This window comes from Microvirga lenta (assembly GCF_020532555.1).
Classification (GTDB): Bacteria; Pseudomonadota; Alphaproteobacteria; order Rhizobiales; family Beijerinckiaceae; genus Microvirga; species Microvirga lenta.
Map to the genome: position 1 here is coordinate 258626 of NZ_JAJBBR010000008.1, position 23518 is coordinate 282143.

At 67.7% G+C, this 23518-nt stretch carries 34 protein-coding genes; 12 read left to right on the forward strand and 22 right to left on the reverse strand.

Going from position 1 to position 23518, the window contains the following annotated elements:
* Nucleotides 1-39: 39 nt before the first annotated feature.
* Nucleotides 40-798: a phage tail tape measure protein gene (locus LGR44_RS13935; RefSeq protein ID WP_449871022.1), complete on the reverse strand. Its 759-nt coding sequence runs from the start codon at nt 796-798 to the stop codon at nt 40-42.
* Between LGR44_RS13935 and LGR44_RS13940 the strand changes: the two genes are divergently transcribed.
* Entirely contained in the window at nt 788-1012 is a 225-nt protein-coding gene (locus LGR44_RS13940; protein ID WP_226741301.1) for a hypothetical protein, read from the forward strand. The genes LGR44_RS13935 and LGR44_RS13940 overlap by 11 nt on opposite strands.
* Before the next feature lie 124 nt (nt 1013-1136).
* Here LGR44_RS13940 and LGR44_RS13945 read toward each other — a convergent pair whose 3' ends face one another.
* The 7 genes from LGR44_RS13945 to LGR44_RS13975 all read right to left on the reverse strand — a co-directional run bounded on the left by LGR44_RS13945 (nt 1137) and on the right by LGR44_RS13975 (nt 4084).
* Nucleotides 1137-1367, reverse strand: a complete 231-nt coding sequence (locus LGR44_RS13945; protein ID WP_226741302.1) for a phage tail assembly chaperone — start codon at nt 1365-1367, stop codon at nt 1137-1139.
* Complete coding sequence (locus LGR44_RS13950) at nt 1364-1702, reverse strand: gene transfer agent family protein (RefSeq protein WP_226741303.1); 339 nt, start codon at nt 1700-1702, stop codon at nt 1364-1366. The genes LGR44_RS13945 and LGR44_RS13950 overlap by 4 nt, the downstream gene beginning before the upstream one ends.
* Nucleotides 1703-2093: 391 nt before the next feature.
* A complete protein-coding gene (locus LGR44_RS13955) occupies nt 2094-2504 on the reverse strand; it encodes a phage major tail protein, TP901-1 family (protein WP_226741304.1) in 411 nt (136 codons plus the stop codon).
* A gap of 194 nt (nt 2505-2698) precedes the next feature.
* On the reverse strand, nt 2699-2974 hold the full coding sequence (gene gp17 / locus LGR44_RS13960) for a tail completion protein gp17 (RefSeq protein ID WP_226741469.1): 276 nt from the start codon (nt 2972-2974) through the stop codon (nt 2699-2701).
* On the reverse strand, nt 2959-3108 hold the full coding sequence (locus tag LGR44_RS13965; protein WP_226741305.1) for a hypothetical protein: 150 nt from the start codon (nt 3106-3108) through the stop codon (nt 2959-2961). Before LGR44_RS13965 ends, gp17 begins: the two co-directional genes overlap by 16 nt.
* Nucleotides 3105-3440, reverse strand: coding sequence for a phage head closure protein (locus tag LGR44_RS13970; RefSeq protein WP_226741306.1), 336 nt, complete (start codon nt 3438-3440; stop codon nt 3105-3107). The genes LGR44_RS13965 and LGR44_RS13970 overlap by 4 nt, the downstream gene beginning before the upstream one ends.
* Nucleotides 3441-3523: 83 nt before the next feature.
* Nucleotides 3524-4084: a head-tail connector protein gene (locus tag LGR44_RS13975; RefSeq protein WP_226741307.1), complete on the reverse strand. Its 561-nt coding sequence runs from the start codon at nt 4082-4084 to the stop codon at nt 3524-3526.
* A 20-nt stretch (nt 4085-4104) separates the two neighbouring features.
* Between LGR44_RS13975 and LGR44_RS13980 the strand changes: the two genes are divergently transcribed.
* Together LGR44_RS13980 and LGR44_RS13985 are read left to right on the forward strand one after the other, a co-directional pair.
* Nucleotides 4105-4851, forward strand: coding sequence for a S1 family peptidase (locus tag LGR44_RS13980; protein WP_226741308.1), 747 nt, complete (start codon nt 4105-4107; stop codon nt 4849-4851).
* A 75-nt stretch (nt 4852-4926) separates the two neighbouring features.
* A complete protein-coding gene (locus LGR44_RS13985) occupies nt 4927-5721 on the forward strand; it encodes a S1 family peptidase (RefSeq protein WP_226741309.1) in 795 nt (264 codons plus the stop codon).
* A gap of 447 nt (nt 5722-6168) precedes the next feature.
* Here LGR44_RS13985 and LGR44_RS13990 read toward each other — a convergent pair whose 3' ends face one another.
* From LGR44_RS13990 to LGR44_RS14010, 5 genes are all read right to left on the reverse strand, one after another.
* Nucleotides 6169-7407, reverse strand: coding sequence for a phage major capsid protein (locus LGR44_RS13990; protein WP_226741310.1), 1239 nt, complete (start codon nt 7405-7407; stop codon nt 6169-6171).
* An 83-nt stretch (nt 7408-7490) separates the two neighbouring features.
* Nucleotides 7491-7706 carry a hypothetical protein gene (locus LGR44_RS13995; RefSeq protein WP_226741311.1) on the reverse strand — a complete coding sequence of 72 codons (216 nt, stop codon included), beginning with the start codon at nt 7704-7706 and terminating at the stop codon, nt 7491-7493.
* A 104-nt stretch (nt 7707-7810) separates the two neighbouring features.
* Complete coding sequence (locus tag LGR44_RS14000) at nt 7811-8347, reverse strand: HK97 family phage prohead protease (protein ID WP_226741312.1); 537 nt, start codon at nt 8345-8347, stop codon at nt 7811-7813.
* Complete coding sequence (locus LGR44_RS14005; RefSeq protein ID WP_226741313.1) at nt 8344-8517, reverse strand: hypothetical protein; 174 nt, start codon at nt 8515-8517, stop codon at nt 8344-8346. The genes LGR44_RS14000 and LGR44_RS14005 overlap by 4 nt, the downstream gene beginning before the upstream one ends.
* Entirely contained in the window at nt 8514-8714 is a 201-nt protein-coding gene (locus LGR44_RS14010) for a hypothetical protein (protein WP_226741314.1), read from the reverse strand. The genes LGR44_RS14005 and LGR44_RS14010 overlap by 4 nt, the downstream gene beginning before the upstream one ends.
* A 162-nt stretch (nt 8715-8876) precedes the next feature.
* Between LGR44_RS14010 and LGR44_RS14015 the strand changes: the two genes are divergently transcribed.
* A complete protein-coding gene (locus LGR44_RS14015) occupies nt 8877-9239 on the forward strand; it encodes a DUF4174 domain-containing protein (RefSeq protein WP_226741315.1) in 363 nt (120 codons plus the stop codon).
* A 13-nt stretch (nt 9240-9252) separates the two neighbouring features.
* Here the strand turns inward: LGR44_RS14015 and LGR44_RS14020 are convergent, their stop codons facing one another.
* The 8 genes from LGR44_RS14020 to LGR44_RS14055 form a co-directional block, all read right to left on the reverse strand.
* Nucleotides 9253-9825 (reverse strand): hypothetical protein, encoded by a 573-nt coding sequence (locus LGR44_RS14020; RefSeq protein WP_226741316.1) that lies wholly within the window; start codon nt 9823-9825, stop codon nt 9253-9255.
* A 595-nt stretch (nt 9826-10420) separates the two neighbouring features.
* Nucleotides 10421-11572: a phage portal protein gene (locus LGR44_RS14025; protein WP_226741317.1), complete on the reverse strand. Its 1152-nt coding sequence runs from the start codon at nt 11570-11572 to the stop codon at nt 10421-10423.
* A gap of 94 nt (nt 11573-11666) precedes the next feature.
* Entirely contained in the window at nt 11667-12086 is a 420-nt protein-coding gene (locus tag LGR44_RS14030; RefSeq protein ID WP_226741318.1) for a DUF2267 domain-containing protein, read from the reverse strand.
* A gap of 144 nt (nt 12087-12230) precedes the next feature.
* Nucleotides 12231-12542: a putative quinol monooxygenase gene (locus LGR44_RS14035; protein WP_226741319.1), complete on the reverse strand. Its 312-nt coding sequence runs from the start codon at nt 12540-12542 to the stop codon at nt 12231-12233.
* Nucleotides 12543-12689: 147 nt separating this feature from the next.
* Entirely contained in the window at nt 12690-13892 is a 1203-nt protein-coding gene (locus LGR44_RS14040; RefSeq protein WP_226741320.1) for a DNA-packaging protein, read from the reverse strand.
* A gap of 58 nt (nt 13893-13950) precedes the next feature.
* Nucleotides 13951-14466, reverse strand: coding sequence for a hypothetical protein (locus LGR44_RS14045; protein WP_226741321.1), 516 nt, complete (start codon nt 14464-14466; stop codon nt 13951-13953).
* A 7-nt stretch (nt 14467-14473) separates the two neighbouring features.
* Entirely contained in the window at nt 14474-15211 is a 738-nt protein-coding gene (locus LGR44_RS14050; RefSeq protein WP_226741322.1) for a LamG domain-containing protein, read from the reverse strand.
* On the reverse strand, nt 15211-15555 hold the full coding sequence (locus tag LGR44_RS14055; protein WP_226741323.1) for a hypothetical protein: 345 nt from the start codon (nt 15553-15555) through the stop codon (nt 15211-15213). The genes LGR44_RS14050 and LGR44_RS14055 overlap by 1 nt, the downstream gene beginning before the upstream one ends.
* Before the next feature lie 334 nt (nt 15556-15889).
* Between LGR44_RS14055 and LGR44_RS14060 the strand changes: the two genes are divergently transcribed.
* Genes LGR44_RS14060 through LGR44_RS14070 form a run of 3 tightly spaced genes read left to right on the forward strand, consistent with a single transcriptional unit; the run spans nt 15890 to nt 17644 of the window.
* Nucleotides 15890-16273, forward strand: a complete 384-nt coding sequence (locus LGR44_RS14060; protein ID WP_226741324.1) for a hypothetical protein — start codon at nt 15890-15892, stop codon at nt 16271-16273.
* On the forward strand, nt 16243-16719 hold the full coding sequence (locus LGR44_RS14065; RefSeq protein WP_226741325.1) for a hypothetical protein: 477 nt from the start codon (nt 16243-16245) through the stop codon (nt 16717-16719). The genes LGR44_RS14060 and LGR44_RS14065 overlap by 31 nt, the downstream gene beginning before the upstream one ends.
* A gap of 25 nt (nt 16720-16744) precedes the next feature.
* Nucleotides 16745-17644 carry a protein-L-isoaspartate O-methyltransferase family protein gene (locus LGR44_RS14070; protein WP_226741326.1) on the forward strand — a complete coding sequence of 300 codons (900 nt, stop codon included), beginning with the start codon at nt 16745-16747 and terminating at the stop codon, nt 17642-17644.
* 274 nt (nt 17645-17918) lie between these two features.
* Here the strand turns inward: LGR44_RS14070 and LGR44_RS14075 are convergent, their stop codons facing one another.
* Complete coding sequence (locus LGR44_RS14075; RefSeq protein ID WP_226741327.1) at nt 17919-19010, reverse strand: endonuclease/exonuclease/phosphatase family protein; 1092 nt, start codon at nt 19008-19010, stop codon at nt 17919-17921.
* Between the two features lie 100 nt (nt 19011-19110).
* On the opposite strand from LGR44_RS14075, the gene LGR44_RS14080 reads away from it, so the two are divergent.
* From LGR44_RS14080 to LGR44_RS14100, 5 genes are all read left to right on the forward strand, one after another.
* A complete protein-coding gene (locus tag LGR44_RS14080) occupies nt 19111-19266 on the forward strand; it encodes a hypothetical protein (RefSeq protein WP_226741328.1) in 156 nt (51 codons plus the stop codon).
* 241 nt (nt 19267-19507) lie between these two features.
* Nucleotides 19508-19786 (forward strand): hypothetical protein, encoded by a 279-nt coding sequence (locus LGR44_RS14085; protein ID WP_226741329.1) that lies wholly within the window; start codon nt 19508-19510, stop codon nt 19784-19786.
* Between the two features lie 123 nt (nt 19787-19909).
* Complete coding sequence (locus tag LGR44_RS14090; protein ID WP_226741470.1) at nt 19910-21409, forward strand: sensor histidine kinase; 1500 nt, start codon at nt 19910-19912, stop codon at nt 21407-21409.
* 139 nt (nt 21410-21548) lie between these two features.
* Nucleotides 21549-22637 (forward strand): TRAP transporter substrate-binding protein, encoded by a 1089-nt coding sequence (locus LGR44_RS14095; protein WP_226741330.1) that lies wholly within the window; start codon nt 21549-21551, stop codon nt 22635-22637.
* A gap of 156 nt (nt 22638-22793) precedes the next feature.
* On the forward strand, nt 22794-23417 hold the full coding sequence (locus LGR44_RS14100; RefSeq protein WP_226741331.1) for a DUF2939 domain-containing protein: 624 nt from the start codon (nt 22794-22796) through the stop codon (nt 23415-23417).
* Nucleotides 23418-23518 lie beyond the last annotated feature (101 nt).

The following is a 23518-nucleotide window of genomic DNA, read 5'->3' on the forward strand; positions in this document are numbered from 1 at the left end:
ACCGGATCCCCTTTTCGCACGATGCTCTAGGCACCGTCCTCACATCCCGCGCTGCCCCCGCGCCACGGCCCGGGCCAGCGCGGCGGAAACCTGCGCCTCGGACCGGCGGAAGCTCTCCGCGTCCGGGGTCGCGATATTGACCGTGATCGAGGCGGAACGCCCCGCCCCGCCCGCCTGCACGCCGAGCCGTCCGTCCGGCCCCCGCGCCAGAGGCATCACGGCCTCGGCGCCGCGCTCGCCCATGAGCCCGAGGCCGCGCCCGAGCGGGAAATAGGTCGGCGCGCCGACCACGCCTCCTTGCGCGAACGGCATCACCATCCCGCGCGAGAGCACGCCGCCCTGCGCGAGCGCCGTGGCCTGCCCGCCACCGAAAAGCGAGCCGAAGAACGAGCCGATGCCCTTTCCGACATCGGACAGGCCGGACCCGTCCGACAGCGAATTGTCGAAGATGCCCCCAAGCAAGCTTTGGAGACCTTTCGTCAGGGAATTTTGCAGCGGCGCGATGGCGCTACGTAAAGCGAATTGTGTGAATGTCTGCCGGACATTCTTCAGAACATCGTCAAACTTCTTGCCCTCGGCAATGTTCTTTGCGAAGGCACTGGCCATGGACTCACCGAAACGGTCGGAAAGACCTATGAGCGTATTGAGCTGCCGGTCTTTATCCTTGAAAACTTCTTTTTGCGTATTCTTGAAATCGATAGGATCAGCCACGATCCGATCTCCTTTAAACCTGTTCCTGATTCCGATCCTGAGCCTGGCCGCCTGCGTGTCGGAGCCGGTATCGCTGGTGTTCGACACCAGCAAGCTCACGCAGCAGGAACGGGTGCGGATGCAGGATGAATGCGACTACGAGGCCGAGAAAGCCACGGCCTCGGCACCCGTCAACATCGCCTATTACAGGTGGCGAAGGCTCTACATCGGCTGCATAGAATTGCGTGGAATCAAATATCTGGGAACAACCGACGACTTTCCGCACCTGAGGAGGAGTGCGGTGCAGAAAACCAGCGATTGATGACATCGTCCAATCTGGCGCTCTCGGCAGTATTCCTTGCGAGGCATTGGCCGTGGACGCACCGAAACGGTCGGAGAGGCCGATGAACATGTCGAGGCGTTGCCTGTCGTCCGCAGGTCCGTCGTCACTTGTTCGCAGATGATCCTTCCGTGCCTCGTTCATCCGGAAATGCCGCCATCAGCCGCATGAGATCGTGGCCCAGCGCCGGCTCGGCTCTTCGCCCACCGTTCAATCCCTCCCACGCCGCCATCAGCTTGCGCGGGGTGGCGCGCCAGAAGGCGGACGGGCTCCACCGCAGGACACTCAAAGCGAACATCATGGCGTCGTCCCAGGGAAACGCCTGCGGCTCGCTCACGCGTCCTGCGGCTGCAGATGGTTTGGAGCGGCTCCGAAGGTCGCGGCGAGAAGATCCGCAATCGCCGCCGCCACGGGCGCGATGCCGTCGTTCAAGGGCAGGCTCGCCACCTCGGCGTCGGAAAGCGCATGACCGCCGCCGCGCAGGGAGATCGCGAGCAGCGCGAGGAGATCCCGGCTCGACAGGCGACCCGTGCCGAAGCGCTCGGCCAGGGCCATGAGATCCTGCACGCCGAAGGCATCCTCGAGCTCCGCGAGCGCCCCGAGGGTGAGGCAGAGCGTGTAGCGCACCTCGCCGATCTGCAGCGCGACCTCGCCGCGTCGTCTGTTGGGCATGGTCGTGTCCTTTCGTGATGGATGGTGTCGTTCGGGACCGTACGAAGACCCGTTCCGGCGGCTTCCCGCCGTTTGGAAGCCTCATCCTGAGGAGGTCATGCCGTGACCGTCCCGAAGGACGAGGCGTCTCGGGAGTAAACTGGAGCCTCCTTCGAGACGCCGCTTCGCGGCTCCTCAGGATGAGGGTGGGAGCGGTTGCGGCCCTCGTTAATGCGGCGCTGTCTGGCGCGACCTCCTTCCCTCCCCCTTGTGGGGAGGGCCAGGGTGGGGGTGCCGGCGCCACACCTTCATAGGCTATCGCCCACACCCCCACCTCCACCTCCTCCCCACAAGGGGGAGGAGAGCAACGCGGCGCTTCCGACCTGCCGCCGAGTGCAGGCCGCGCCGCTTGTCACAACGCCGCGAAGGTGAGCGCGCCTGCGGATTCGAAGGCCATCTCGAAGGTCACTTCGCCCGCATGGTCGCCGCGATATTCGAGACTCGTGATCTGGAACGGGCCTTCGATGCGGCCGAAATCCGGAACGACGATCTGGTAGGCGAGAATGTCGCCGTCGAAGAAAACCTGGCGCATGCGCGCGTCGGAGGCTTCGTCCTTGAACACGCCGGAGCCGGTGATGCCCGCGCGGCGCACGCCGACCCCGGCGAGAAGCTCGCGCCAGCGTCCGGCGGATTCCGCGTTCGTCACGTCGACCGTTTCGGCGTTGAACGCGATCTGGCGCGTGCGCAGCCCCGCCACCGTGACGAAGCCGCCATCCGCATCGCCGATCTTGACGAGCAGGTCCTTGCCCTTCTGTGCAGGCATGGAAGATTCCTTTCATGATCGATGAGGAACGCTCCACCGTCATTCCGGGGCGAGCGCAGCGAGAGCCCGGAACCCATAGACGCTGACGATGCAGAATGAAGCGGGACGCTCGCTGCATGTCTCGGATACGCTGGCGGTTATGGGTCCCGGGCTCCGCTTCGCGGCCCGGGATGACGGCGGGCGTTGAAAAAATGTCAACCCACCTCCGTCACCGCGCGCAGATTGAGCGCCACGCGGGTGAGCTGGCTATCCTTGTCGCGGCTGGCGGAGAGTTCCGTCACGCGCAGGTTCACGAGGCGGTGGCCGTCGAGGGGAAGCGCCGCATCGTCGAGGATCGCCGCGAAGCGCTCGGCGACTGCGAGCGCCGTGCCGGCGCTGCCGCGCTCGGCCCAGACCACGAGGCTTGCATCCTGCTCGTGGCCCCGGTCGAAATCGGTGGACCAGTCCTGCGCGGTCACGTTGCCGAACAGCGCATAGACAGGGCGCTGGCGCGGGGCGGCTCGTCGTGGAGCCGCAGGGTGCCGCCCATGAGCGCGACGAGGTCCGGATCGGCCGTCGCCGCATCGAGAATGGCGCGGCGCAGGGCCAGGACCGGGCTCGTCATGCCTTGATCTCCTCGACGAGGCAGACGAGGTCGCGCCGTGAGCCGTCGGGATCGGACGCGGCGCGGATCGCGAAGCGCCGGAGGCCGCAGACGATCCGCATGGCGCCGGTCACGCCCTCGCGGTAGCGCAGGGTGATGCGGTGGGTGAGCGCCTGTTCCGGCCGGTCGGCGCGCACGCGCTCGGCGCCCGAGAGCATTTCCATGGCGCCCCAGATCTGGGGGCCCGGCGCATAGGACCGGATGACGCCGCCGAAGCCGTCGGGCCGTTCGAGCGGCAGTTCGAGCACGAACCGGCGCGCCCGCGCGCCGATGGGAAGGGTTTTGGATGGCATGGTTCTTTTCGGATGACGGGAGATGTCTCCGCCGCCCCTCCGGGCTCAGCCCTGCGGACTGCCCGGAATGGCGGCGGCGGTTTTCACAGCCGCGCGCGCCGGAACGGCGCGACGAGGGCGAGGGCCTCCGGCGGCAGGGTCTGCTCGCCGGTCATGTCGCCCCGGTTCTCGAACCAGCGGGCGACGAGCATCCGCACGGCGAGGCGCAGGGTGGCGGGCACGTCCTCGGGCGCAGGCCCGAACCCGGCCCGCACGGTGACGGCGATGCCGTTGCGGGCGAGCGGCGATTGCGGCGGCGGCAGAACCGCGAGGCGCGGCGGATCGCTGAGCGTGTCGGCCTCGATGCGGTCCGGCGCGATCTCGGTTTCCGTACCGGAAGAATCGCGCACCGAAACGTTCTCCACAGCGATGATGGGCGACAGGGGCAGCATGAGGGTTCCGTTCTCGGGCCAGCGGTCCAGCACCACGCGCCAGCGCTGCGAGACGAGCACGCGCCGCGAGGCGGCTTCCACCGTCAGGCGCGCCGCCGTCACGAGGCCGCCGATGAGTTCGTCCTCCGCATCGCCGTCGACGCGCAGGTGCAGCTTCATCTCCGGCAGGCTCACGGGCTCGACGGCGGGGCCTTCGACGAGTATCGGGGTCATGGAAACAGGGATCCTTTTTCATGAAACGGCTCACCACCCTCCTCCTCGCGTGCGGCCTGTCGGCGACGGCCGCGCAGGCGATCGTCGGCGGCCGCGAGGACAACGGTCCTCTCGCGCGGCAGAGCGTGATGGTCCTGAGTTCGAACGGCGGCGTGTGCAGCGCCGTGGTCGTGGCGCCGGACGCGGTGCTCACCGCCGCCCATTGCGTGACCGGCGCGGCGGAACACCGGGTGCATTTCCGCGACGAGTCGGGAGAGCCGGTGCTGATCGTGCCCGCCGCGAAGGCGGTGCATCCGGCCTACGACCCGAAGGCCATCGAGACCCGCCGGCGCTCCATCGACCTCGCGCTGCTGCGCATTCCCGAACCGCTGCCGGACCGATTCGAGACGGCGACCCTCGGCGCGTCATGGCCGGCGAAGAACGGCACCGTCGTGGTGGGCGGCTACGGCCTTGCCCGCCGCAACGACCCGAAGACCACGGGCACCTTCCGCACCGCGTCCCTGACGGTCATCGAGCCCTACGGCCCAAGCCGGATTCTCCTGTGGTCGAAGGGCACGGGCGCGATGGGCGCGTGCCAGGGCGATTCAGGCGGGCCGATGGCCTCGGGAGATTCGGTGGTCGCGGTCACGAGCTGGTCCACCGCCGCCAAGGGAGAGAGCTGCGGAGACGTGACGCAAGGCATCCTGGTGGGGCCGCAGCGGCAATGGATCGATCAAACTCTCGCGAGCTGGCGGCGAAGCGCGCGGTGGAACGGCGCGGTGCCCTGAAATTCCTCAGGGAACCATTGGCCTACCCCAAACCTTCACTTGTGGAAACGCCCACCACCCCTCACACTCGTTCCCATGCGCATCCTGCCGTTCCTCATCGCCGCCTTCATGCTTTTCGCCGCTCCCGCGCAGGCCGTGCTGCTGGGCACCACGACCCGCGATCCGAACGGCCTGCGGCGCTCGGTGGTCTACATCGAGAACAGCGCGGGCGAGCTCTGCTCCGGCGCGGTGATCGCGCGGGACCTCGTGCTCACCGCCGCCCATTGCATGATGGACGTGGCGTCCTACCGGGTCGTCGCGGTGAACCGCGCCTTCCGTCCGCAGCGCTACGCGGTGGTGGCGATGGCGGTTCACCCGACCTTCGTGCACGGCACGACGCCGCGCACCCAACCCGGCGTGGACCTGGCGATCCTCAAACTCGGTCAGCCCCTCAGCCCCGACTACGCGCCGCTCGATCCGAGGCTCGCGGTGGACATCGACACGGGCAACCGGGTCACCATCGCGGGGTTCGGGCTTCTGTCCGAGCGGCAGCGGCGCACGGCGCGCATTCTGCGCCAGACGGATCTGGTCTCCCTCGGCCCGGTGGAGGTGGCGAACCGGGTGATCATCGTCGCCGACAGGACCCGGCTCGCCGAGACCACGGGCGCGGGCGCCTGCCGCGGCGATTCCGGAGGCCCCGTTCTGGCCGCGACCCGCGGCGGCTACCGCCTCCTCGGCATCGTCAGCTGGTCGAGCGGCGCCCTGCGCAGCCGCGACACCAGCGCCTGCGGCGGGCTGACGGCCGTGACGCCGATTTCCGAGCATCTGGGCTGGATCATGGAGGGCATCCGCTCCCTGGACGGAATCGGGCCCGCCTGGACGCGGCGCTGAGGGCGAAAACCGGGCTCCTCATCACCCTCCGTCCTTATCCTGAAAGTCTGGCTCTCGGGGCGCCGACAGCCCTCCTCCCCACGGAACTCGGGCCTGCCCCTGTTCACCGGTGGCGCTGACCGGCTCTCCTCCCCACGGACCTCGGGCTTGCCCGAGATCCGCATCCTCTTGCGCAAGTCGGGAACACCCGACTTGCGGTGGGGAGGAGGTGGAGGTGGGGGTGTGGGCGCCACACCGTCATAGGCTATCGCTCACACCCCCACCCTGGCCCTCCCCACAAGGGGGAGGGAATGAGGTCGCGCTTCATGGGCCAGATTTGAGGGGCGGCGTAGCCGCGTCCCGAAGGATGGTTCCAGCGGTCTCCGGAAACGCCCTCGTGCTTCGAGACGGTCACTGCGTGACCTCCTCAGCATGAGGGCTGTGGTGAGGCGATGATGACCCCGACTATCAGCTCGCGAACTTCAGGAGCTTGATCGCCGCGAAGTCCTGCACGCCGCCGCCCACGCGCTTGGTGGTGTAGAACAGCACGTAGGGCTTGGCGGAGTAAGGATCGCGCAGCACGCGCATCCCGGCCCGGTCCACCACCAGATAGCCGCGCTTGAAGTCCCCGAAGGCGACCGCGCAGGCATCCGCCGCGATGTCAGGCATGTCCTCGGCCTCCACCACGGGAAAGCCCATCAGGGTCGCGGCCTGTCCGGCGCTCGCGGGCGGCGCCCAGAGATACTGGCCATTATCGTCCTTGAACCGGCGAATCGCGCTCTGCGTCTTGCGGTTCATCACGAAGGCGGCGTTCTGCCGGTAGCCGGCCTTCAGGGCGTAGATCAGCTCCACCAGTACGTCGGACGGGTTGGTGGCCGGAAAGCCCGCGCCGCCGGTCTGCACCGTGCCGAGGCGGCCCCATTCCCAGATCTCGTCCTCCACCGTGTCGGCGGCCAGAAAACCCTTCGGCTTGTTCACGCCGTCGCCGTTGACGAAGGCGGCGCCCTCCTGTTCGGCGAAGGCGGATTCGACCTCCTCCGCGATCCAGCGGTCGATATCGACCACCGCGTCGTCGAGAAGGGTCTGGGTCGCGGCCGGCATGGCATAGAGCTCCATGGCCGGGAAGCTCATCTCCGAAAGGGTCGGGCCCGCCGTCTGCGGCCGGGCCGCCGTCTCGCCGACCCAGCCGGTGGCCGGTCCCGAGGCCGAGAAGGCGCGCTTGTACTGCCCGCCGGAAATCACCCGCACGGACGAGATGGCACGGATCGGCGACACCGCGGACAGGCGCCGCAGCACCTCGCGCTCCACGACATCGGGCACGAGATAGCCGCCGTCCGGTCCGGAGCCCGCCGACAGGGCCTTCTCCTCGAGCCGCTTGAGCCCCGAGGCCTCGCCGCTGCGGATATAGGCGTGGAACGCGGTCTTGTGCTCGGCCTGCGCCGGATCGCGCGCTCCCTCCCCGCCGTCGCCCAGGGGCGGGCGCGAGCGGTCGAGGGCCAGGCGGTCCAGGCGGCGCTTGGCGTCGTCGAGGGCGGCGTCGATGCGGGCGAGCTTCTCGTCCGTCACCACGTCGCCGGTCAGGCGCGTCTCGATCTCGCCGAGGCGGGTGTCGTTGGCGTCCTTGAAGGCCTCGAAGGCCCGGGCGAAATCCTCGAAGGCCTGGGCCACGTCGGCGGATTGCGCCTTGGTTTCAACAATGGGGATCATGTCACTCAATCGAATGGATGGATTTCAACGAAAAGGCCCGCCGGATGGCGGGCCCTGCGGTTTTCCCTCGGTGAGGGAAAGGGTCAGCGGCGACGGCGAACCGTGCGCGTATTGTCCTGAACCGTGTCGACCACCGTGGGCGCCGTCGCGGCGCCCACGGCGCCGCCGGCGATTGCGCCGACAGGACCGGCCACCGCACCGACGCCCGCGCCGACGGCCGCGCCGCCGATCCGCTCCTCGGTGGTGGTGCAGGCCGCGGCCGCGAGGGCCAGGAGAGCGACAAATCCAAGCTTCTTCATCAAAACCTCCCAGGCGAGCGGACTTGAGATACCGGACACCCGAAGATGCCCGCAGCGTCCGCCCCTCTGCGGGCTTTCAGCTAACGCGCTGTCGCAGCTAAGGTTCAGGGGAACAATCGGGCCGCGGCCCGGCGGATCGCGCCCGCCAGATCGGGCCTGCCGCCCTTCACGCTCGCCACGCGGGCGCCGGGCAGCATGGGGAAGGTCACGACGGAGATTTCCCACAGGTCGAGCTTTTCGAGCCGGCGCAGGCCGGTGGGCCGCTCGGCCCGGGCGCGCTCGACGCGAAAGCCGATGGACAGCCCGTCGACCGCGCCGTCGCGCATCAACGCATGGATCTCCCGCGCCCGCTCGACCGCGAGGTTGAGCCTGCCGCGCACGAAGAGGCCGCGCCGGTCCTCCTCGATGGCGAGCCAGCGTCCGATGGGCTCGGACGGATCGTGCTGCCAGAGCAGGCGCACGGCGGCGGCGCCGCGCTTGGCGAGGCTGTCGGCGAAGGCGCCGGGCATCACCACGTCCTTGCCGAGATCGGCGATGCCGAACAGGCTGGCATAGCCCTCGAACACCCCGTCCGCCTCGACGGTGCTCAGCGGCTCGGCCAGGAGCTTCACCTCGCGGGTGAAAGGGGTGCGGGCCTTCATCGCGCACCGCCGCGGGCGGCCTTCAGCGGGCGGGCGTCGAGCTTTTCGAGCTGGCGCACGAAATCGCGGAACACGAGCGAGGCGCGGCTCTGCGTCTCGCGCGCCGCCTTGGGCTTGCGGGCGGGGCGGGTCGAGGCGCGGCAAGGGGCGTTGGAAGCGGCGCGGGTCATGGGGTGTCTCCCGAGTGGCGGCGGTTGAAGAGGGCGAGCTCGCGCACGAAGGCGTCGAAGCGGCGGTTGGCCGCGAACAGATCGCGCAGGGTCATGGCGAGCAGCGCGGAGGCCCCGCTCGCCCAAACGAACAGGGCGAGATGGGCAAGGTCGCCGCGCCGGATCACGGCTTCGGCGACCTGATCGAAAATGTTCATGATTTGTTCTAGCCTGGATATGGGGGAATACGGAGAGGTGAACGAGGCGCGGTGCAACCCGCGCCCGTCCGGCGGCTTACCTCCTGGTCCGGGCGGCAGGTTCGGGTCGCCCCTGTGGCCGATCCGAAAGCCGCCGTCGTCATTGCCGATGGAGCCTCAGCCATGCCGTCGTCCTGGCACGACAAGCGCGTCCTTCTCGTCTTCGCCGATGCAGCCGGCCCGCGGGTCGACGAGCAGACCGGCGCCTTCCTGTCCGACCGCGATGCGCTCGCGGAGCGCGACATGGTCGTCCTCGCGGTGGTCGGCGACCGGGTCGATCCCGTTTTCGGAGACGCCCCCTCCGGCGCCGACGCGGCGGCCCTGCGGGCCCGTTACGGCGTGGAGGCCGGAACGCCTTTCACGGCCCTGCTGATCGGCAAGAACGGCGGCGTGAAGCGGCGCGAGCACAAACCCGTGACCCCGGCCGAGATCTTCGGGCTGATCGACACCATGCCGATGCGAAGGGCGGAGATGCGGGAGCAATAGGGCCCGAACGCCCTCACGCCGACCCACTGACCGGAGTTTCAAAGCCCGATCTCGCCCGGCGAACTCTCTCGACGCTCGCCAGGAGGTCGGCGTATCCGACCGGCTCGGCAAGACTCCGTACGCGCGAAAGAGTGATGGTCTTGTTGTTCGGCAACAGGTCGGATGGCGTCACATGGAAGATCCACTGCGAGGGGTCGCGATGGTCGGCCGTGTCGTCACTCACAGGATGGAAGGCGAAAACATAGAGGTTGGCGAGACGGCCTGCCGTCTCGTTTTGCTGCCAATTGCCTCCCTCCACCCAGTGGCCACTACGCGCTTCGATGTCGAATCTGGGAGATTGCGGACGCTTCGGTCGCGTGGACCAGGATTGTCTGGCCGCTGACTGCTTGACTTCGAGGCGCGTTCCATCCGCGTGTTCGAAGTCCCAGCCGGCCCAGTCCCCTGAGCACCATCGCCACTCGGGCCGCAATGCGCAGTCGACGATCAACTCGGCCACCAGGGCTCTCAGATTGTTGACGATCAATGGCTTGCCGAACGCGACTTCGGCGGCCTGCTGCTTGATCTGTTCGGGTAACGGCAACTGCATGTCAGGACGGCGCTCTCCTCAACCTGCGATATATGAAACATGATTGCAGAAAACATTCCACACCCGTGCCCGCTTCCCGCCGTCGTCTTCGCGGGGGCTGTCGCTGGAAACAGGCCCTTGGCTCACGCCGAATGGCACTGCGTCCTCTCCCACGTGGCGGTGTCCAGCGCGACGTCCTTCCCTCCCCCTTGTGGGGAGGGCCAGGGTGGGGGTGTGAGCGATAGCCTATGAAGGTGTGGCGCCCACACCCCCACCTCCACCTCCTCCCCACAAGGGGGAGGAGAGCCGGTCGGCGCGTCCGAGGTCCGTGGGGAGGAGAGCCGGTCGGCTCCACTCGCGTCATGGCCGGGCCTGTCCCGGCCACCCACGCCTTCAAGCGGCATTGAGTGCTCCCACGCCCGTCATTCCGGGGCGGCTCGTCAGAGCCGCGCCCGGAACCCATAAACGTCAGCATCGCAGGAAGGAGCGACAACATTGCCGCTCATCCTGAACCGTCAGCGGTTCTGGGTTTGCCCGCTTCGTGTGCCCCTTCGGGTCGGGCTCCGCTACGCGGCCCCGGAATGATTGAGGTGGCGCATCGAAACATCTGTGCCGCTCACCGCCGCCCGTATCCCACCGCCTCGCGTTTCTCGTCGTCCGTGAGAAACGCCGCCGCCGAGACGCGCCGCCACAGGCTTTCGCGCTCCTCGGCCAGCGCCTCGATGGCGTCGAGGTCGGGCATGAGCGTCAGCGTCTCGCCAAAGGCAGGCGAGAGCCAGTGCGCGAGGGCTTCGGCCGTGCGGCGCACCAGCGGGATGACCGTCTGGCGGTAGAAGGCGCGGTTGGCCTCCGCATAGTTCGCATGGGTGTTGTCGCCGGAAAGTCCGAGCAGCAGCGGCGGCACGCCGAAGGCGAGCGCGATCTCCCGCGCGGCGGCCGCCTTGGCCTCGACGAAGTCCATGTCCTTCGGCGACAGCGACAGAGGCTTCCAATCGAGGCCGCCTTCCAGCAGCAGCGGGCGGCCCGCATTGGCGGAGCCCTGGTATTGCGTGTCGAGCTCCCCTTTGAGCCGGTCGAACTGCGCATCCGTGAGTGACGCGCCGCCGACCACCAGCGCGCCGGAGGGCCGCGCCGCGTTGTCGAGGAGCGCCTTGTTCCAGGCGCCCGCCGCGTTGTGGATGTCGAGGGCGGTGGCGGCCGCCTCCATGGGCGACAGGCCGTAATGATCGTCCGCCGGATGGAACAGGGTGAGGTGCAGGACCGGCGGCACTGTCTCCCCGGCCCTCGGCGCGAAGCGGATCGTCTCGCCGCCCACGGCGTAGTTGTAGGCGGCGGGCCAGCCGTCCGCGCCCGGCACCACGCGCATCCGGTCGGGACGCAGCGCGTGGAGTTCGCGCGGCATACCGTCCACCTGCACGGCTTCCACATAGGCATTGCCGGACACCATGAGATGCCCGTAGACGCTCTCCAGGAAACGCTGCCCCTCCTCCCGCATGTTGGGCCGGGCGAGAAGCGCCAGGAGCGGATGCTCGACGAGTTCCCCTGCCCCGCGCCTGAGCACCAGCGGCAGCGACGCCGCCGCCTCGGCCACCAGCCGCACGGCGCGATGCACGACGGCGTTCTTCTGGAATCCCTCGCGCGAGAGCGCCGTGTAATCCCGCGGCGTCCAGACGGGATGTCCCGCCACGTAGAGCGCGATGGCCCCTTGCGTGCGCGAGGCCTTGGCTTCGGGCGGCGCCTGAAGCCAGCGGGTCAGCAGATCGATCATGAAAAAGGCTCCTGCCCCGGCGGGGCGAAGACGGGTGGATGCGGCGACGGTCCGGTTCAGCCGCCATGAGGCCCGTAAAGAGGCCCGTATCGGATCAGGCGCTCCAGAATTCCCGCGCCGCCGCCGGCAATTCGGCGAGGACCCGGTCCAGCCCGGCCCCGTCCGCGTGGCGCCGCAGGGCCGCCGCCACGTCCCGGATCGAGCTGTCGGGCGCAAAGTTGTGGTGGCGGCGGACGGCCTGCACCTCCCGGGTCATTGCGGCGCGATCCGCGAAGGGAAGCCTCGGCTCGTCCACGTCCCAATCGGTCACGAACAGCGCCCGCAGGACGGGCGGCAGCGCGTTGGCGAAGCGGATCGCCTCCTTCACCGCGAGGCGGCGGCGGAAGACCTGGAGAACGGCCTGCACCATCGTGTAGGTCTGGTTGCGGGTCGCAAGGCCCGCGAGATCCCGCGCATCGGCCAGGAATCTCTCGAAATCCTCCGAGGCGTGCTGGAACTCCATCGGTATCGTCATGGGCCGTCCGGTCCGTCCGTGTCGCGATGCTTCACGAACCGGGTCATAGCACGATCCCGTCCGGGGCGTGCGCGGTCGGCCTTCCGCCTCATCCCGAGGAGCAGCCGGCAGGCCGTGTCCCGCGGGAACGACCCGGAGCGCCGGTCATGCCATCACGACGCCCTGCATGGCGGTGTCCTTCATGGCCGCCACCTCCAGGAACCGCGCGGTCGGCTCGCCCTCGACCATCGGCGCCATCTGGGCCCAGAGGGCCCTGGCGTGCGGCAGGGCATCACGGGCGGCCCGCTCGTCGTCGAAGATCGCCAGGACGAAGAACTCGCCGCCGGTGTCCATCATCCCGATCCATTGCCGCAGCCCCGGCTGGGCATAGATCGCGGCCTCGTTCTGCTCGCGCCAGCGGCGCAGCTCTTCGAGCTTGTCGGGCTTGACGCGGAACGTCGTCAATCGTGCGTACATGATGACCTCCTCGTGGAGGCTGATGTGACTGGCATCAGGCCAGCGCTGCACCGGATACGACGGCGGGAGTCTAGACCGGTTCGAGAAGCCGGGAAAGAACAATCCTCTGCGAGCCGCCGGGGATGGCAGGAGGGCAGCGCCGCCCGCCTACAGCACCCGCACCCGCGGCTCGCGCCGTTCGCGCAGCATCAGCTCCGTGAGCGCCCAGACCAGCGCGTCCATGCGGTCGGGGGAGCGGCCGTTGCTCAGGCCCCCGGGGCCGAAATCGCACAGCTCGTCCTCCAGCTCCGGCAGCGCGCCCACGTGGCGCACCCGGTTCTGCGCGTAGAGCACGGAGACCGGCTCCGCGCGCAGGTATTTTCCCCGCGTGGCGCGCACGCTCGCCACCGGCACGGCGGGATCGACCTCGCGGATCACGCCGGTCGCCATCTCGCCGCCCTGGTTGGTTTCGACCACGAGGGCGTCGGCCTGCAGGCGGCGATACAGCGCCACAGCCTTCGTGGCCCATTCCGGCGGCCTGAGGCCGGAGGCGGTGGCGTCCTCCAGCACATAGGCCGTGCCGCCCTCGTCCACGCCCGCCGCGACGATGCCGCAGGCATCCGCCCGCTTCGACGACGAGGCGGGCGGATCGACTGCGACGACGATGCGCATGAGCGGCGGCGGCGAGTCCACCCGGTTGAGTTCGAGCACGTCCCGGGTCCAGAGCGCGTCGGGCCGGTCCTCCACGATCTCGCCGTCGAGCTCCTGCCGCCCGAGCCGCGTGCCGCCGTAGCGGCCGATGACCGTTTCCAGAAAGGCGGGTGCGAGATTGTCCGCATTGTCCGCCGTCCTCACCCGCGACACCGCCACGTGAGGATCGGCGAGGAAGCGCTTGAGCAGCGGGATCGGGCGCGGCGTCGTCGTGACCATCTGGCGCGGATGCTGGCCGAGGCGCAGGCCGAATTGCAGCATGTCCCACGTCTCCTCGGCGTGCTTCCACTTGGCGAGTTCGTCCGCCCAGGCGGCTTCGAATTGCGGGCCGCGCAGGGAGTCGGGGTCCTCCGCCGAGAAGACCTGCGCCACCGCGCCGTTGCGCCATTCCAGCTTGCGCAGGGAGGGCGACCAGGCCGGGCGCTCGTGGCGGTCATGGACCTCCAGGATTCCGGCGGGTCCCTCCACCATCACGTTGCGCGCATCGGAAAAGGTTTCGCCGATGAGCGCGATGCGCCCGACGGCGTTCGGGGAAAAATCCGGCAGGCCGAGCGCGAGGCCGCGCACCCATTCGGAGCCAGCGCGGGTCTTGCCCGCGCCGCGCCCGCCGAGCATGAGCCAGGTGGTCCAGGGATCGTGATGCCGCGCGAGGCCCGGCATTCGCTGTTCGGGACGGCAGCGCAGCGGCCAGTGCCGGAGCGCGACGTCGAACTCCGCCTCAGACCAGGAGGCCGTCGCGGCCTCGAGCCTCCTCCTCCGCGATAACCCGCTCAAGATGGCGAGCAAGTTCGTCGCGGAGTTCGTGGATGCTGCGGGGCGGTTTTTCGGTGTGCCCGTGTCCATCGAGCGTGCTGCCTTCCTGTTCCAGCAGGGATTGCGCGGCCGTGAGCGTCTTCGCATAGGAGGCGAGCGTGCGCGCGGTCCTGTCGTGATCGTCGGCGCCGTCCGCGCGCTGCTCCCTCACCAGCGCGTCGATGCGCGTGCGGGTGACCTGCGCGAGCGACAGGGCCGCCTCGCGCAGGGTGTTCTGCGGCGACGCGGGAACGCTCTGCGGCGGCTCCGCATTCAGGGCCTCGGAGCGCGGCGGCCAGCCCCAGCTCTTGCGCAGGCGGCGGAAGCTCCACACGCTCACGCCGAGGAACGACGCGATGGCGCCGAGGGAGACTTTCGGGTGACGGGCATAGTAGTCGTAGGCCCGCTGCCTGACGTCGTCGGTGATGGCGGATGTCTTCATGTCTGTCTCATGCTTGTCCGAGAGTGACGCCGGCTTCGGCCGCGACCTGCGCGGTGCGCTGCGCCACGAGGGCGGGCGCGAGCGCGCCGGTCCAGACCTCGAAGGCCGCCAGCACCATGTTGTTGCCGTCGCCGGTGCCCGTGTCGCTGTAGATCGAGTTGATCATCATGCCGGCCGAGCCGCCCGGATCCCAGACCGGCGCATCGGCCGCGGCCACCACCTCGCCGTCCATGTGGACCTTGAGGTGGTTGGACGGCAGCGCCGGATCGAACGTGACGCAGAAGACGCGCCAGACGCCCGGCACCACCGTTCCGCCGACCGCGCGGCTGCCGTTGCCGGCGGTGCCCGCATTGAGGCTCGCGCCGCCCGGCTGTCCGCGCCAGAGCATGTAGGGCAGCGGCGAGCTCCTGGCGGTGAAATACACCCCCTGCCCGTCGAGGCTGGCGTTCTTCACGAGCATCAGCACCGTGAACGGACCTGCGGGAAGAGTGGCGGCGGTTTCGAGGATCTGCGCGGCGGTGAATTGCAGCGCCCCGCCCTCGCCCAGCGCGACGAGTGCCGGCTCCTCGCCGGGTTTCGGGCGCCATTCCGTCGTGTCCGTGCCGGTGCTCGGCACCACGAGGGGCGCGGTCTGCGCATGGGCGAAATCGAGGCGGATCATCGGGTCCGGCATCGCGACGGGGGAACGGGTTCGCCTCCGGCGCCGCTGCAGCCCGTAGCCGTAGCCGAAGCTGTAGGCGGCCATCAGGCGATCTCGACGAGCGAGAACAGGGTGCCCGCCTCGCAGAAGACCGGCACCTCCTCGCCGGGCTCGACGAGCTTGCCGTTCGTCTCCGACGCGACCGGATCCTCGCCCCAGGCGACGGCGACGGGATTGTCCGACCCGCCCAGGCAGCGCACCAGCGCATAGCCCGAGGCGCGCGAGCCGAAATCCGGCGCCGCCGGTCGCGCCGCGCCCGCCGTCGGCGCCGTGGTGACGGCGAGGATCACGGCGGAGCCGTGCAGGCGCTGGATGATGTTGTGAGCCGACCCGTTCAGGGAGCGGCCCTCGCCGAGGGTGACCCATTCGATGCGGGCGCGTGCGGCCATGGGCGATCTCCGAATATGACTGAAACGAATGCCGGGGCCCGAGGCGAAGGTCGCGCCTGCGAGGGCCCCGGAAGGGGAATAAAAAAACCGCCCAGGCCGGAGGCTTGGGCGGTTGCAGACTGACAGGAGAGCAAAGAGGCCGGGGGGCACGGGTCTCATTCACACTTCGTCAGCGTTCTTGTTTTGTACTCTAAGAGCGTCGCGCTGTCAAGGTGGATTTTCTGAATAGGCAAGTGGACACAATGTTGCACATCGTGCCATTCTATCCAGAATAAAACCCACAATTCGGTCAATGCACGGGCGTCAAGCGGAATCGGTTGAGGAGTGGCTACAGTTGGTGGAGCTTTCTCGCCGGCAAGCAGAGTTTTGTCTCCAATTTCCTGAAATGGCCGCCGCAGCTTGGAGCCACTGTGGCTTTGCCTGTGAGTGTGTTCTCAAGGCTGCAATTATGGATAAAGAACGTTTGAATTCCTGGCCTTCCAAGGGAGCTAGAAAGGAATCACACACCCATAATCTACAGGATTTAGCTAAGATCTTGGGCTGGCAACCTATCCCTCGGGATCACGTTGCCCCAGCATGGAGTGTTGTGGTCAACTGGCGGCGCGGCCATATGTATAGCCTTGAGATGTCGCCTGCGGCGGCACAGGATCTATTTGACGCAACCTTTGGAGAAGAGGGAGTAGTGACATGGATACGCCAGCGCTTCCTGAAGCTCTAAAGCGAGCAGGCGCAGACTATCAGAGGAAGTTAAGAGCTCTTGGCTTAGACCCCGAGGGCTTCCTTTGGGCCTTTGATCGATATGACGAGAAGTTTCACCTCTGGATTGTGTGGTCTGGCGTTGATGAGTTCGGCCCTTACAAGCTTGCTCAGCTCCTGTTCAAAGCCTATCGCCTATCGGCGCTCCCGCAGGAAATCGACCCCTTTACAGTGGAGGTTTTGAGCCCACGCCTTAGCATCGTTCATGCTCTTCGTAGATTGATTGAAGAATCAATCAAGAAGGGACCTCAGGAAATGAAAATCTCTGAGACATCCGACCATACGACTGAGCTAACCCGCTTCAAGACCGCTTGGATCTACAAATTCGACCGGAAAGATTTACCGACGACAAGGGTCTTGAAAGACTGGAAACGTTTTCAGCACAACGTCGGTGCTTTGGCTGCCTGAGGGTTAAAAAGCTTAACGGCTCCGCATGGACTATGACACCTCCTTCGACGACAAGGCCCTCTCCATTATCCGGCGCGCCTATGCCCGGCAGATGCTGGCCGTGGCCGGAATCGAGGACGATCCCCGGCTGGAGGAGGCCTTCGCCAGTGTCCCGCGCGAACACTTCCTCGGCGACCCGCCCTGGCTCATGTCGGGCTTCGGCGGCTACAAGCCCCTGCCCTCCGGCGACCCGGTGCTCGTCTATCAGGACGTCAATTTCGCGCTTTCGCCCTCGCGCGGCGTCAATAACGGCTCCCCGTCCCTCCATGCGCGCTGGCTGCATCAGGCCGGGCTGAAACCCGGCGAGCGCGTGGCGCATATCGGCGCCGGAACCGGCTACTACACCGCGCTGATCGCGGATCTCGTCGGCGAATCGGGGCATGTTCTCGCGGTGGAGTTCGATCCCGCCCTCGCCGACATGGCCCGGCGCAATCTCGAGCCCTCGGCCAACGTCACCGTCGTCCAGGGCGACGGCGCCGAATGGCCCCGGGAGGAGGTGGACTGCGTCTATGTCAATTTTCTCGTGCAGCGTCCGGCGGATGCCTGGATCGAGCGTCTCGCTCCGGGCGGCCGTCTGATCTTTCCCCTCGGCGTGCCGCGTCCGCAGCGCAGCCCGGCCGGCGGGATGCACACGCTCCACGGCGCCGGCCTGCGCATCGAGCGCCGCGCCGGGGGCTTCGCGGCGCGCTGGCTCGGCGCGGCCTATTTCGTCTGCGCGGAAGGCGCGCTCGCCGGTAGCCCGGAGGAGAGCGCGGCGCTGAAAGCCGCCTTCGAGCGGGGCGGCGTCGAGTTCGTGCGAAGCCTCGCCTGGAAGGAGCCGGGCGATCCCGGGCGCTGCTGGTTCAGCGGACCGGACTGGAGCCTGAGCTACGACGAGGCCGCCTGACCGGCCCCTGCGTCGGCCGTGTTCACGATAAGTTCCCACAATACCGTTTTCCGGTAAATATTGTTGCAGATGATCACGATCAAAATCGGAACATTCCGGCAATCAATCGGCAACAACGACAGTCTAAATTTCGCCTCAACAGAATAACCTATATGTTTATATAGCTATTCCCTGACGTTATTACTTGATGTGATGTTTCTGCATTACCTATACGATTGAGTAGGTTATTTTACAACGGCCTGTTCTGTTGCCCCGCTTCGGGTGGCGCCGGGCCTCAAAGGACCAGATCCACCGCGACCATCTCATGATCCGAGATCGGTTTTCCGGACCCGTCGAGCACGGGAACGACCTGGGGATTCTCCGCCGTCACGCCGCGCACCACGAGCCAGTCGAGCTTGCCGAAGGGCGGCCGGGGCTTGTTCGCCGGTCCGGTGCGCTGGGTCGGGCGGGCCAGGTTGGATTCGGCCCATGAGAACCCGGCGGCGCGCAGGTCGCCGAAGAGAGGCTCGAAGCGTTCGGGCGCGTCGATCAGGAGATGGCGCTCGTCCTCCCCGCGCGGCAGCGCCTTGGTGTTGAAGTCGCCGCCGATGATGCAGGCATCGTTGGGCGCGAAGCCGTCGAGGGCGCGCAGAAGCGCCTGAACCTGGCGTTGCCGGTCGGCCTCGTCAGTCTTGCTTTCGAGGTGGGTGCTCACGAGCCATAGGGGACGCGGCGCGGCTGCGACCCGCGCGGCCAGGGCCATGCGCCCGCCGATGCGCCGCTGGGTCCCTTTCCGGCCCGGGAACCAGAAGCCGCTTTCCTCCAGCGGGATCAGGCACGGCTCCTCCAGCGCCAGGCGGGTCACGACCGCATTGCCGTGGAAGCCGCAGGCGTTGCGCTCGCCCGCATGAAGACGCGTCTCGCTCACCCCGCCGAGATCGAGTTCGACGAACTCGACCCCGTAGAGATAGCCGTCGCCCGTCTCCCCGATCAGATCGCGGATCGTGTGGACGTTGCCGGAACGCGCCATCCCCACATCGACCTCGCTGAGAAGGGCCGCATGGGCGCCGATCCGGTCCAGCAGGGCGCGGGTCGCCGGGCGGTACTTCAGGCGCTCCGCATTGAACGCCGCGACCCGCAGACGGCCCGGCCAGTCGAGCGGCTGCGCGGGCGGGCGCCGCTCCAGGGCGTGCAGCGCCGCGATGCGCTCCAGGAAGCGCCGGTGCTCCGTCGGATTCGGCTCGGCGCGGCGCGCCTCGGCAAGAAGCGCGTCGTCCGGTGCCGGAAGCTCATCGAGCGCGTGCTTGATCGGGGGCCGCATGGAGGTCGGGGGCGCTGACGTCAGGAAGAACTCTCGCGCAAGATAGGGTCGCGCGGCGCCCGCCACAGGGCCTCCGCGGCACAGAAATTTTTCACCGCGGCCAGGAACTTTCACCCGGCTTGGCCGTTGACCGGCCGCACAACAAAGAATGCCTGGGAGAGGGCCCATGATCGCTTGGGCTGCCGTTGTCGCGCTCATCTTGAGCGCAATCGCTTACTTGAGCAGCGATCCTTCTTCCTTTTTCCTCAGTCTGGCCGAACTCGGCGGAGTCCTCGCGCTCTTCGCCCTTGTCTGCGCCGCCGAGTCCTTCGACCAGACCTGAGCCGCGCCATCCGGCATGATCGCTCCGCGGACCCGTCATTGGCCGTGGCGTCGTGTGCCGTGAGAGGACCGACCGGCGGCAGGAAGGCGCCCGCACGAAGTCTGCAGATCACGACGATGAGGCCAAAAACGGCAGCGCCGCAGGCCCGGCGACCGGTCGCCTGCGTCCCCGGAACCACCCCGCAGCCTTGGAGTTCAGTCCTAGAACGGCAATGCCGGCAGGCTTCGAGGAGGAGAACGTCATGGGTCCGCGCAGATGGGGTGCACTCTCGATCATTGCCATCGCGACGATCGTTCTCTGCGCCGTCCTCTGGTACGTCTTCATCGCCGGCGAACCGACTCCCGCCCTCGACCAGGGCACGGTCGCTCCGGCGCCGGCGCCAGCCGCCCCTGCCCCGGCACCGGGCGTCGCACCGGCTCCAGCTCCAGCTCCAGCACCAGCCCCGGCTCCGGCACCGGGCGTCGCACCGGCACCGGGCGTCGCCCCGGCTCCGACACCTGCCCCCGCCCCTGCCCAGTAGCGCGGCGGCTTTCCTAGGCGGGCGGTCCCACGCGGCAAGGGGTGCGAACGTTATCCTATAGACTGATTGCCACGGAGCTTGGCCGCATTGCCTCAACGGCATTTTGTGACTAAGTTTCACTTGATGGACATCGCCCGGCCCAAATACGCCGATTCGCCCGCCCTCGCGCAGCTCGTCAGCGACGCGACGGCGGCCGCCTCCCGCCCGGATGCGGGCGGGCTGGCCGAAGCGGCCCTCGAGAAGGCGATCCAGCTTTCCGTCGACGCCAAGGTCGAAGCCCGCCTCTCCGTGATCCTCGAAGGCATCGGCGACGCCTTCTATTCCCTCGATGGCGACTGGCGCTTCACCTACATCAACCGCGCCGCCGAGACGTTCTACGGCATGCCGCGGGACGAGATGCTGGGCCGGGTGATCTGGGATCTCTTCCCCTGGTCTGAAGGCACGGAGCTTCGTGCCCGCTACGAGGAGGTGTTCCGCACCGGCCGGCCGGTCGCGTTCGAGGGCAAGGCCGTCAGCGCGCCCGACCGCTTCGTGGAATTCCACGTCTTTCCCTACGATGGCGGCCTCGCGGTCAGCTTCCGCGACTGGACCGAACGGCGGCGGGCCGAGGAGGAACTGCGCGAAACCCAGGCGCGCCTGAGCGCGCTCGCCGACAACCTGCCCGTCGGCATGGTCTACCAGATGCTGGAGAGCGACAATTTCTTCGCGCGCAAGTTCATCTACCTGTCGGCGACCTGCGAACGGCTCAACGGCATTCCCGCCGAGGAGGCGCTGAAGAACCCGTTCCTGCTCTACGAGCTTCTCCTGCCGGAACACCGCCAGCGCATGTTCGAGAAGCAGGTCGAGTCCTTCCACAAGCGCCAGCCCTTCGACATCGAGGTCGCCCTGCGCCATGCGCAGACGGGCGAGACCCGCTGGCAGCGCATCGTCGCCACGCCGCGCGAGCTGCCGAGCGGCGCCGTCGTGTGGGACGGAATCCAGATCGACATCACCGACCACAAGCGGGCCGAGGAGCACCTGCAGCTTCTCGTCAACGAGCTGAACCACCGGGTGAAGAACACCCTCGCCATCGTCCAGTCCCTCTCCTCGCAGAGCTTCTCCAGAATCGGCGCTCCCGGGGACGAGGGCGGCGCCTCCGCCCGCAGCGCCTTCGAGGCGCGGCTCTTCGCCCTGGCGCGCGGGCACGACGTCCTGACCCGCGAGAACTGGGAGGGCGCGAGCCTGCGCACGGTTCTCGACGAGGCCTTCGCGGCCTATCGCGAGCGCCCGGAAGGCTGCGACCTCTTCCGCATCTCCGGGGAGGACCTGCGGGTGACCCCCGCCATGGCCCTGAGCCTGTCGATGGCCCTGCACGAGCTGTGCACCAACGCGCTGAAATACGGCGCCCTCGCGGCGCCCGGCGGCCGGGTCTCGGTCTCCTGGGAAACGCCGTCCGGCCCGGAGGGAACCCGTCTGGTGATGCGCTGGGAGGAAAGCGGCGGCCCGCCCGTGGCGCCGCCGGCCCGGAAGGGGTTCGGCTCCCGCCTGATCGAAGGGGGCCTGGCGCGGGAGCTGAACGGCTCCGTCCGGCTGGAATTCGCCCCCGGCGGCGTGGTCTGCACGATCGACGTGCCTCTTGCTTGAGCAAATCCCCGTGAGATCTCCTCAGGCATCTCAGCCATTGGTCGATAGTATGACGAAAGCTCCTTGCTAGGGTGGTGGGATTTGGTGTCAATAAGCGCCGAGTGACAGAGTCACTATAAACCAGGGAGGAGTTCACCCAATGAAACGTCGTCAGTTTCTTCAGGCCGCAACGATCGGCGCAGCCTCGACCGCTGTTGCCGCCCCGGCCATCGCCCAGTCGATGCCGGAGCTGAAGTGGCGCCTGCAGTCCGGCTTTCCGAAGTCGCTCGACACCATCTACGGCGCCGCCGAGGTCATCACCAAGTTCGTGTCCGAGGCGACCGACGGCAAGTTCCAGATTCAGCCTTTCGCGGCCGGTGAGATCGTCGGCACGCCGCAGGTCGCCGACGCGGTCGGCAACGGCACCATCGAGATGGGCCATACCTGCTCCTACTACTATTTCGGCAAGGACCCGACCTTCGCCATCGGCACCGCGATTCCGTTCGGCCTCAACGCCCGTCAGACCAATGCCTGGATGTATCACGGCAGCGGCAACGACCTGCTGAACGAGTTCTACGCCAAGCACAACATGTACGGCATGCCCGCGGGCAACACCGGCGTGCAGATGGGCGGCTGGTTCCGCAAGGAGATCAAGACCGTTCAGGACGTGCAGGGCCTGAAGATGCGCATCGCCGGTCTCGCCGGCATGGTCATGGCGAAGCTCGGCGCGGTGCCGCAGCAGATCCCGGGCGGCGACATCTATCCGGCGCTCGAGCGCGGCACCATCGACGCCGCCGAGTGGGTCGGCCCCTACGACGACGAGAAGCTCGGCTTCGCGAAGGTTGCGCCGTACTACTACTATCCGGGCTTCTGGGAAGGCGGCCCCGCCATCCACCTCTTCATCAACAACGCGAAGTGGAACGAGCTGCCGAAGGCCTATCAGGCGATCCTGACCGCCGCCGCCGGCTACGCCAACTCGGACATGCTGGCCAAGTACGACGCCCGCAACCCGGCCGCCCTGCGCCGCCTGCTCGGCGCCGGCACGCAGCTCCGTCCGTTCTCGGCCGAGATCCTGGACGCCGCCTACAAGGCCTCCAACGAGGTCTATGACGAGGTGTCGGCCAAGAACCCCGACTTCAAGAAGATCTACGAGAACTACCGCGCCTTCCGCAACGAGGAATACCTCTGGTTCCAAGTGGCCGAATACGCCTACGACACCTTCATGATCCGCGCCCGCGCGCGCGGCTAAGGCGTCGTCTTCACGATCTCGACAAAGGGCGATCCACGGATCGCCCTTTTTTGTTGCGACGTTACGTCCTTCCCGGCATCAAGGAACGATTCCCATATGAGGTGGCCCGCGGGGGCCTCCCGCCCGCGCCTATCGGCCGGAAGGAAAGACGAAGACATGATCTGGACGCTGCGCATCACATTCCTGCTCTTCATCGCCTGGATCGTCTTTCTCGTCTCGCCCTTCGTGGCCCTGTACGACCTCTCCCGGGCCGTGGAGGCGAAGGACGTCGATACCATCACGGAGCGGGTGAATTTCCGCGCCTTGCGGATCTCGCTCTCGCGCCAGATCGCCAGCGAGTTCCTGAAGACCCGCGACGGCAAGGAGGAGCTCGGCGGCCTCGACCCCCGCGCCGCGGCCAATGCCGGCGCGGTCATGGTCAATCCGCTGGTGGAGCAGCTCGTCACGCCGCAGGCCCTGATCGACCTGCTCGAGGACGGCTGGCCCCAGGCGGCGGCGGGCAGCCGCCGCGGCGGCGCTGCCGCGCCCGCGGTCTCGCCGATCAGCTTCGACATCGGGTCCCTGGGACAGGCCCTCAAGCTGTTCTTCACCTCGGAAGGCCAGGGCTTCAGGAGCGTGACCGTGCCCGTTCCGGTCGACGAGCCGCGGGACAAGCAGTTCAGGCTCACCCTTCGCCTCAGCGGGATGACCTGGCGCCTGACGGGCGTCGAGCTGCCCCAGGCCCTGCGCCAGGAGCTGATCCGGCGCGCCCCCAAGGCGACCACCTTGAACATTCCCTGACCGGATCCGCACGATCCGCACGATCCGCCAGTCACGGCCAGAAAAAACCCGCCCGGGCAAGCTCGGGCGGGTTCTTTTTCAAATGCTACGCAACTTTCAAG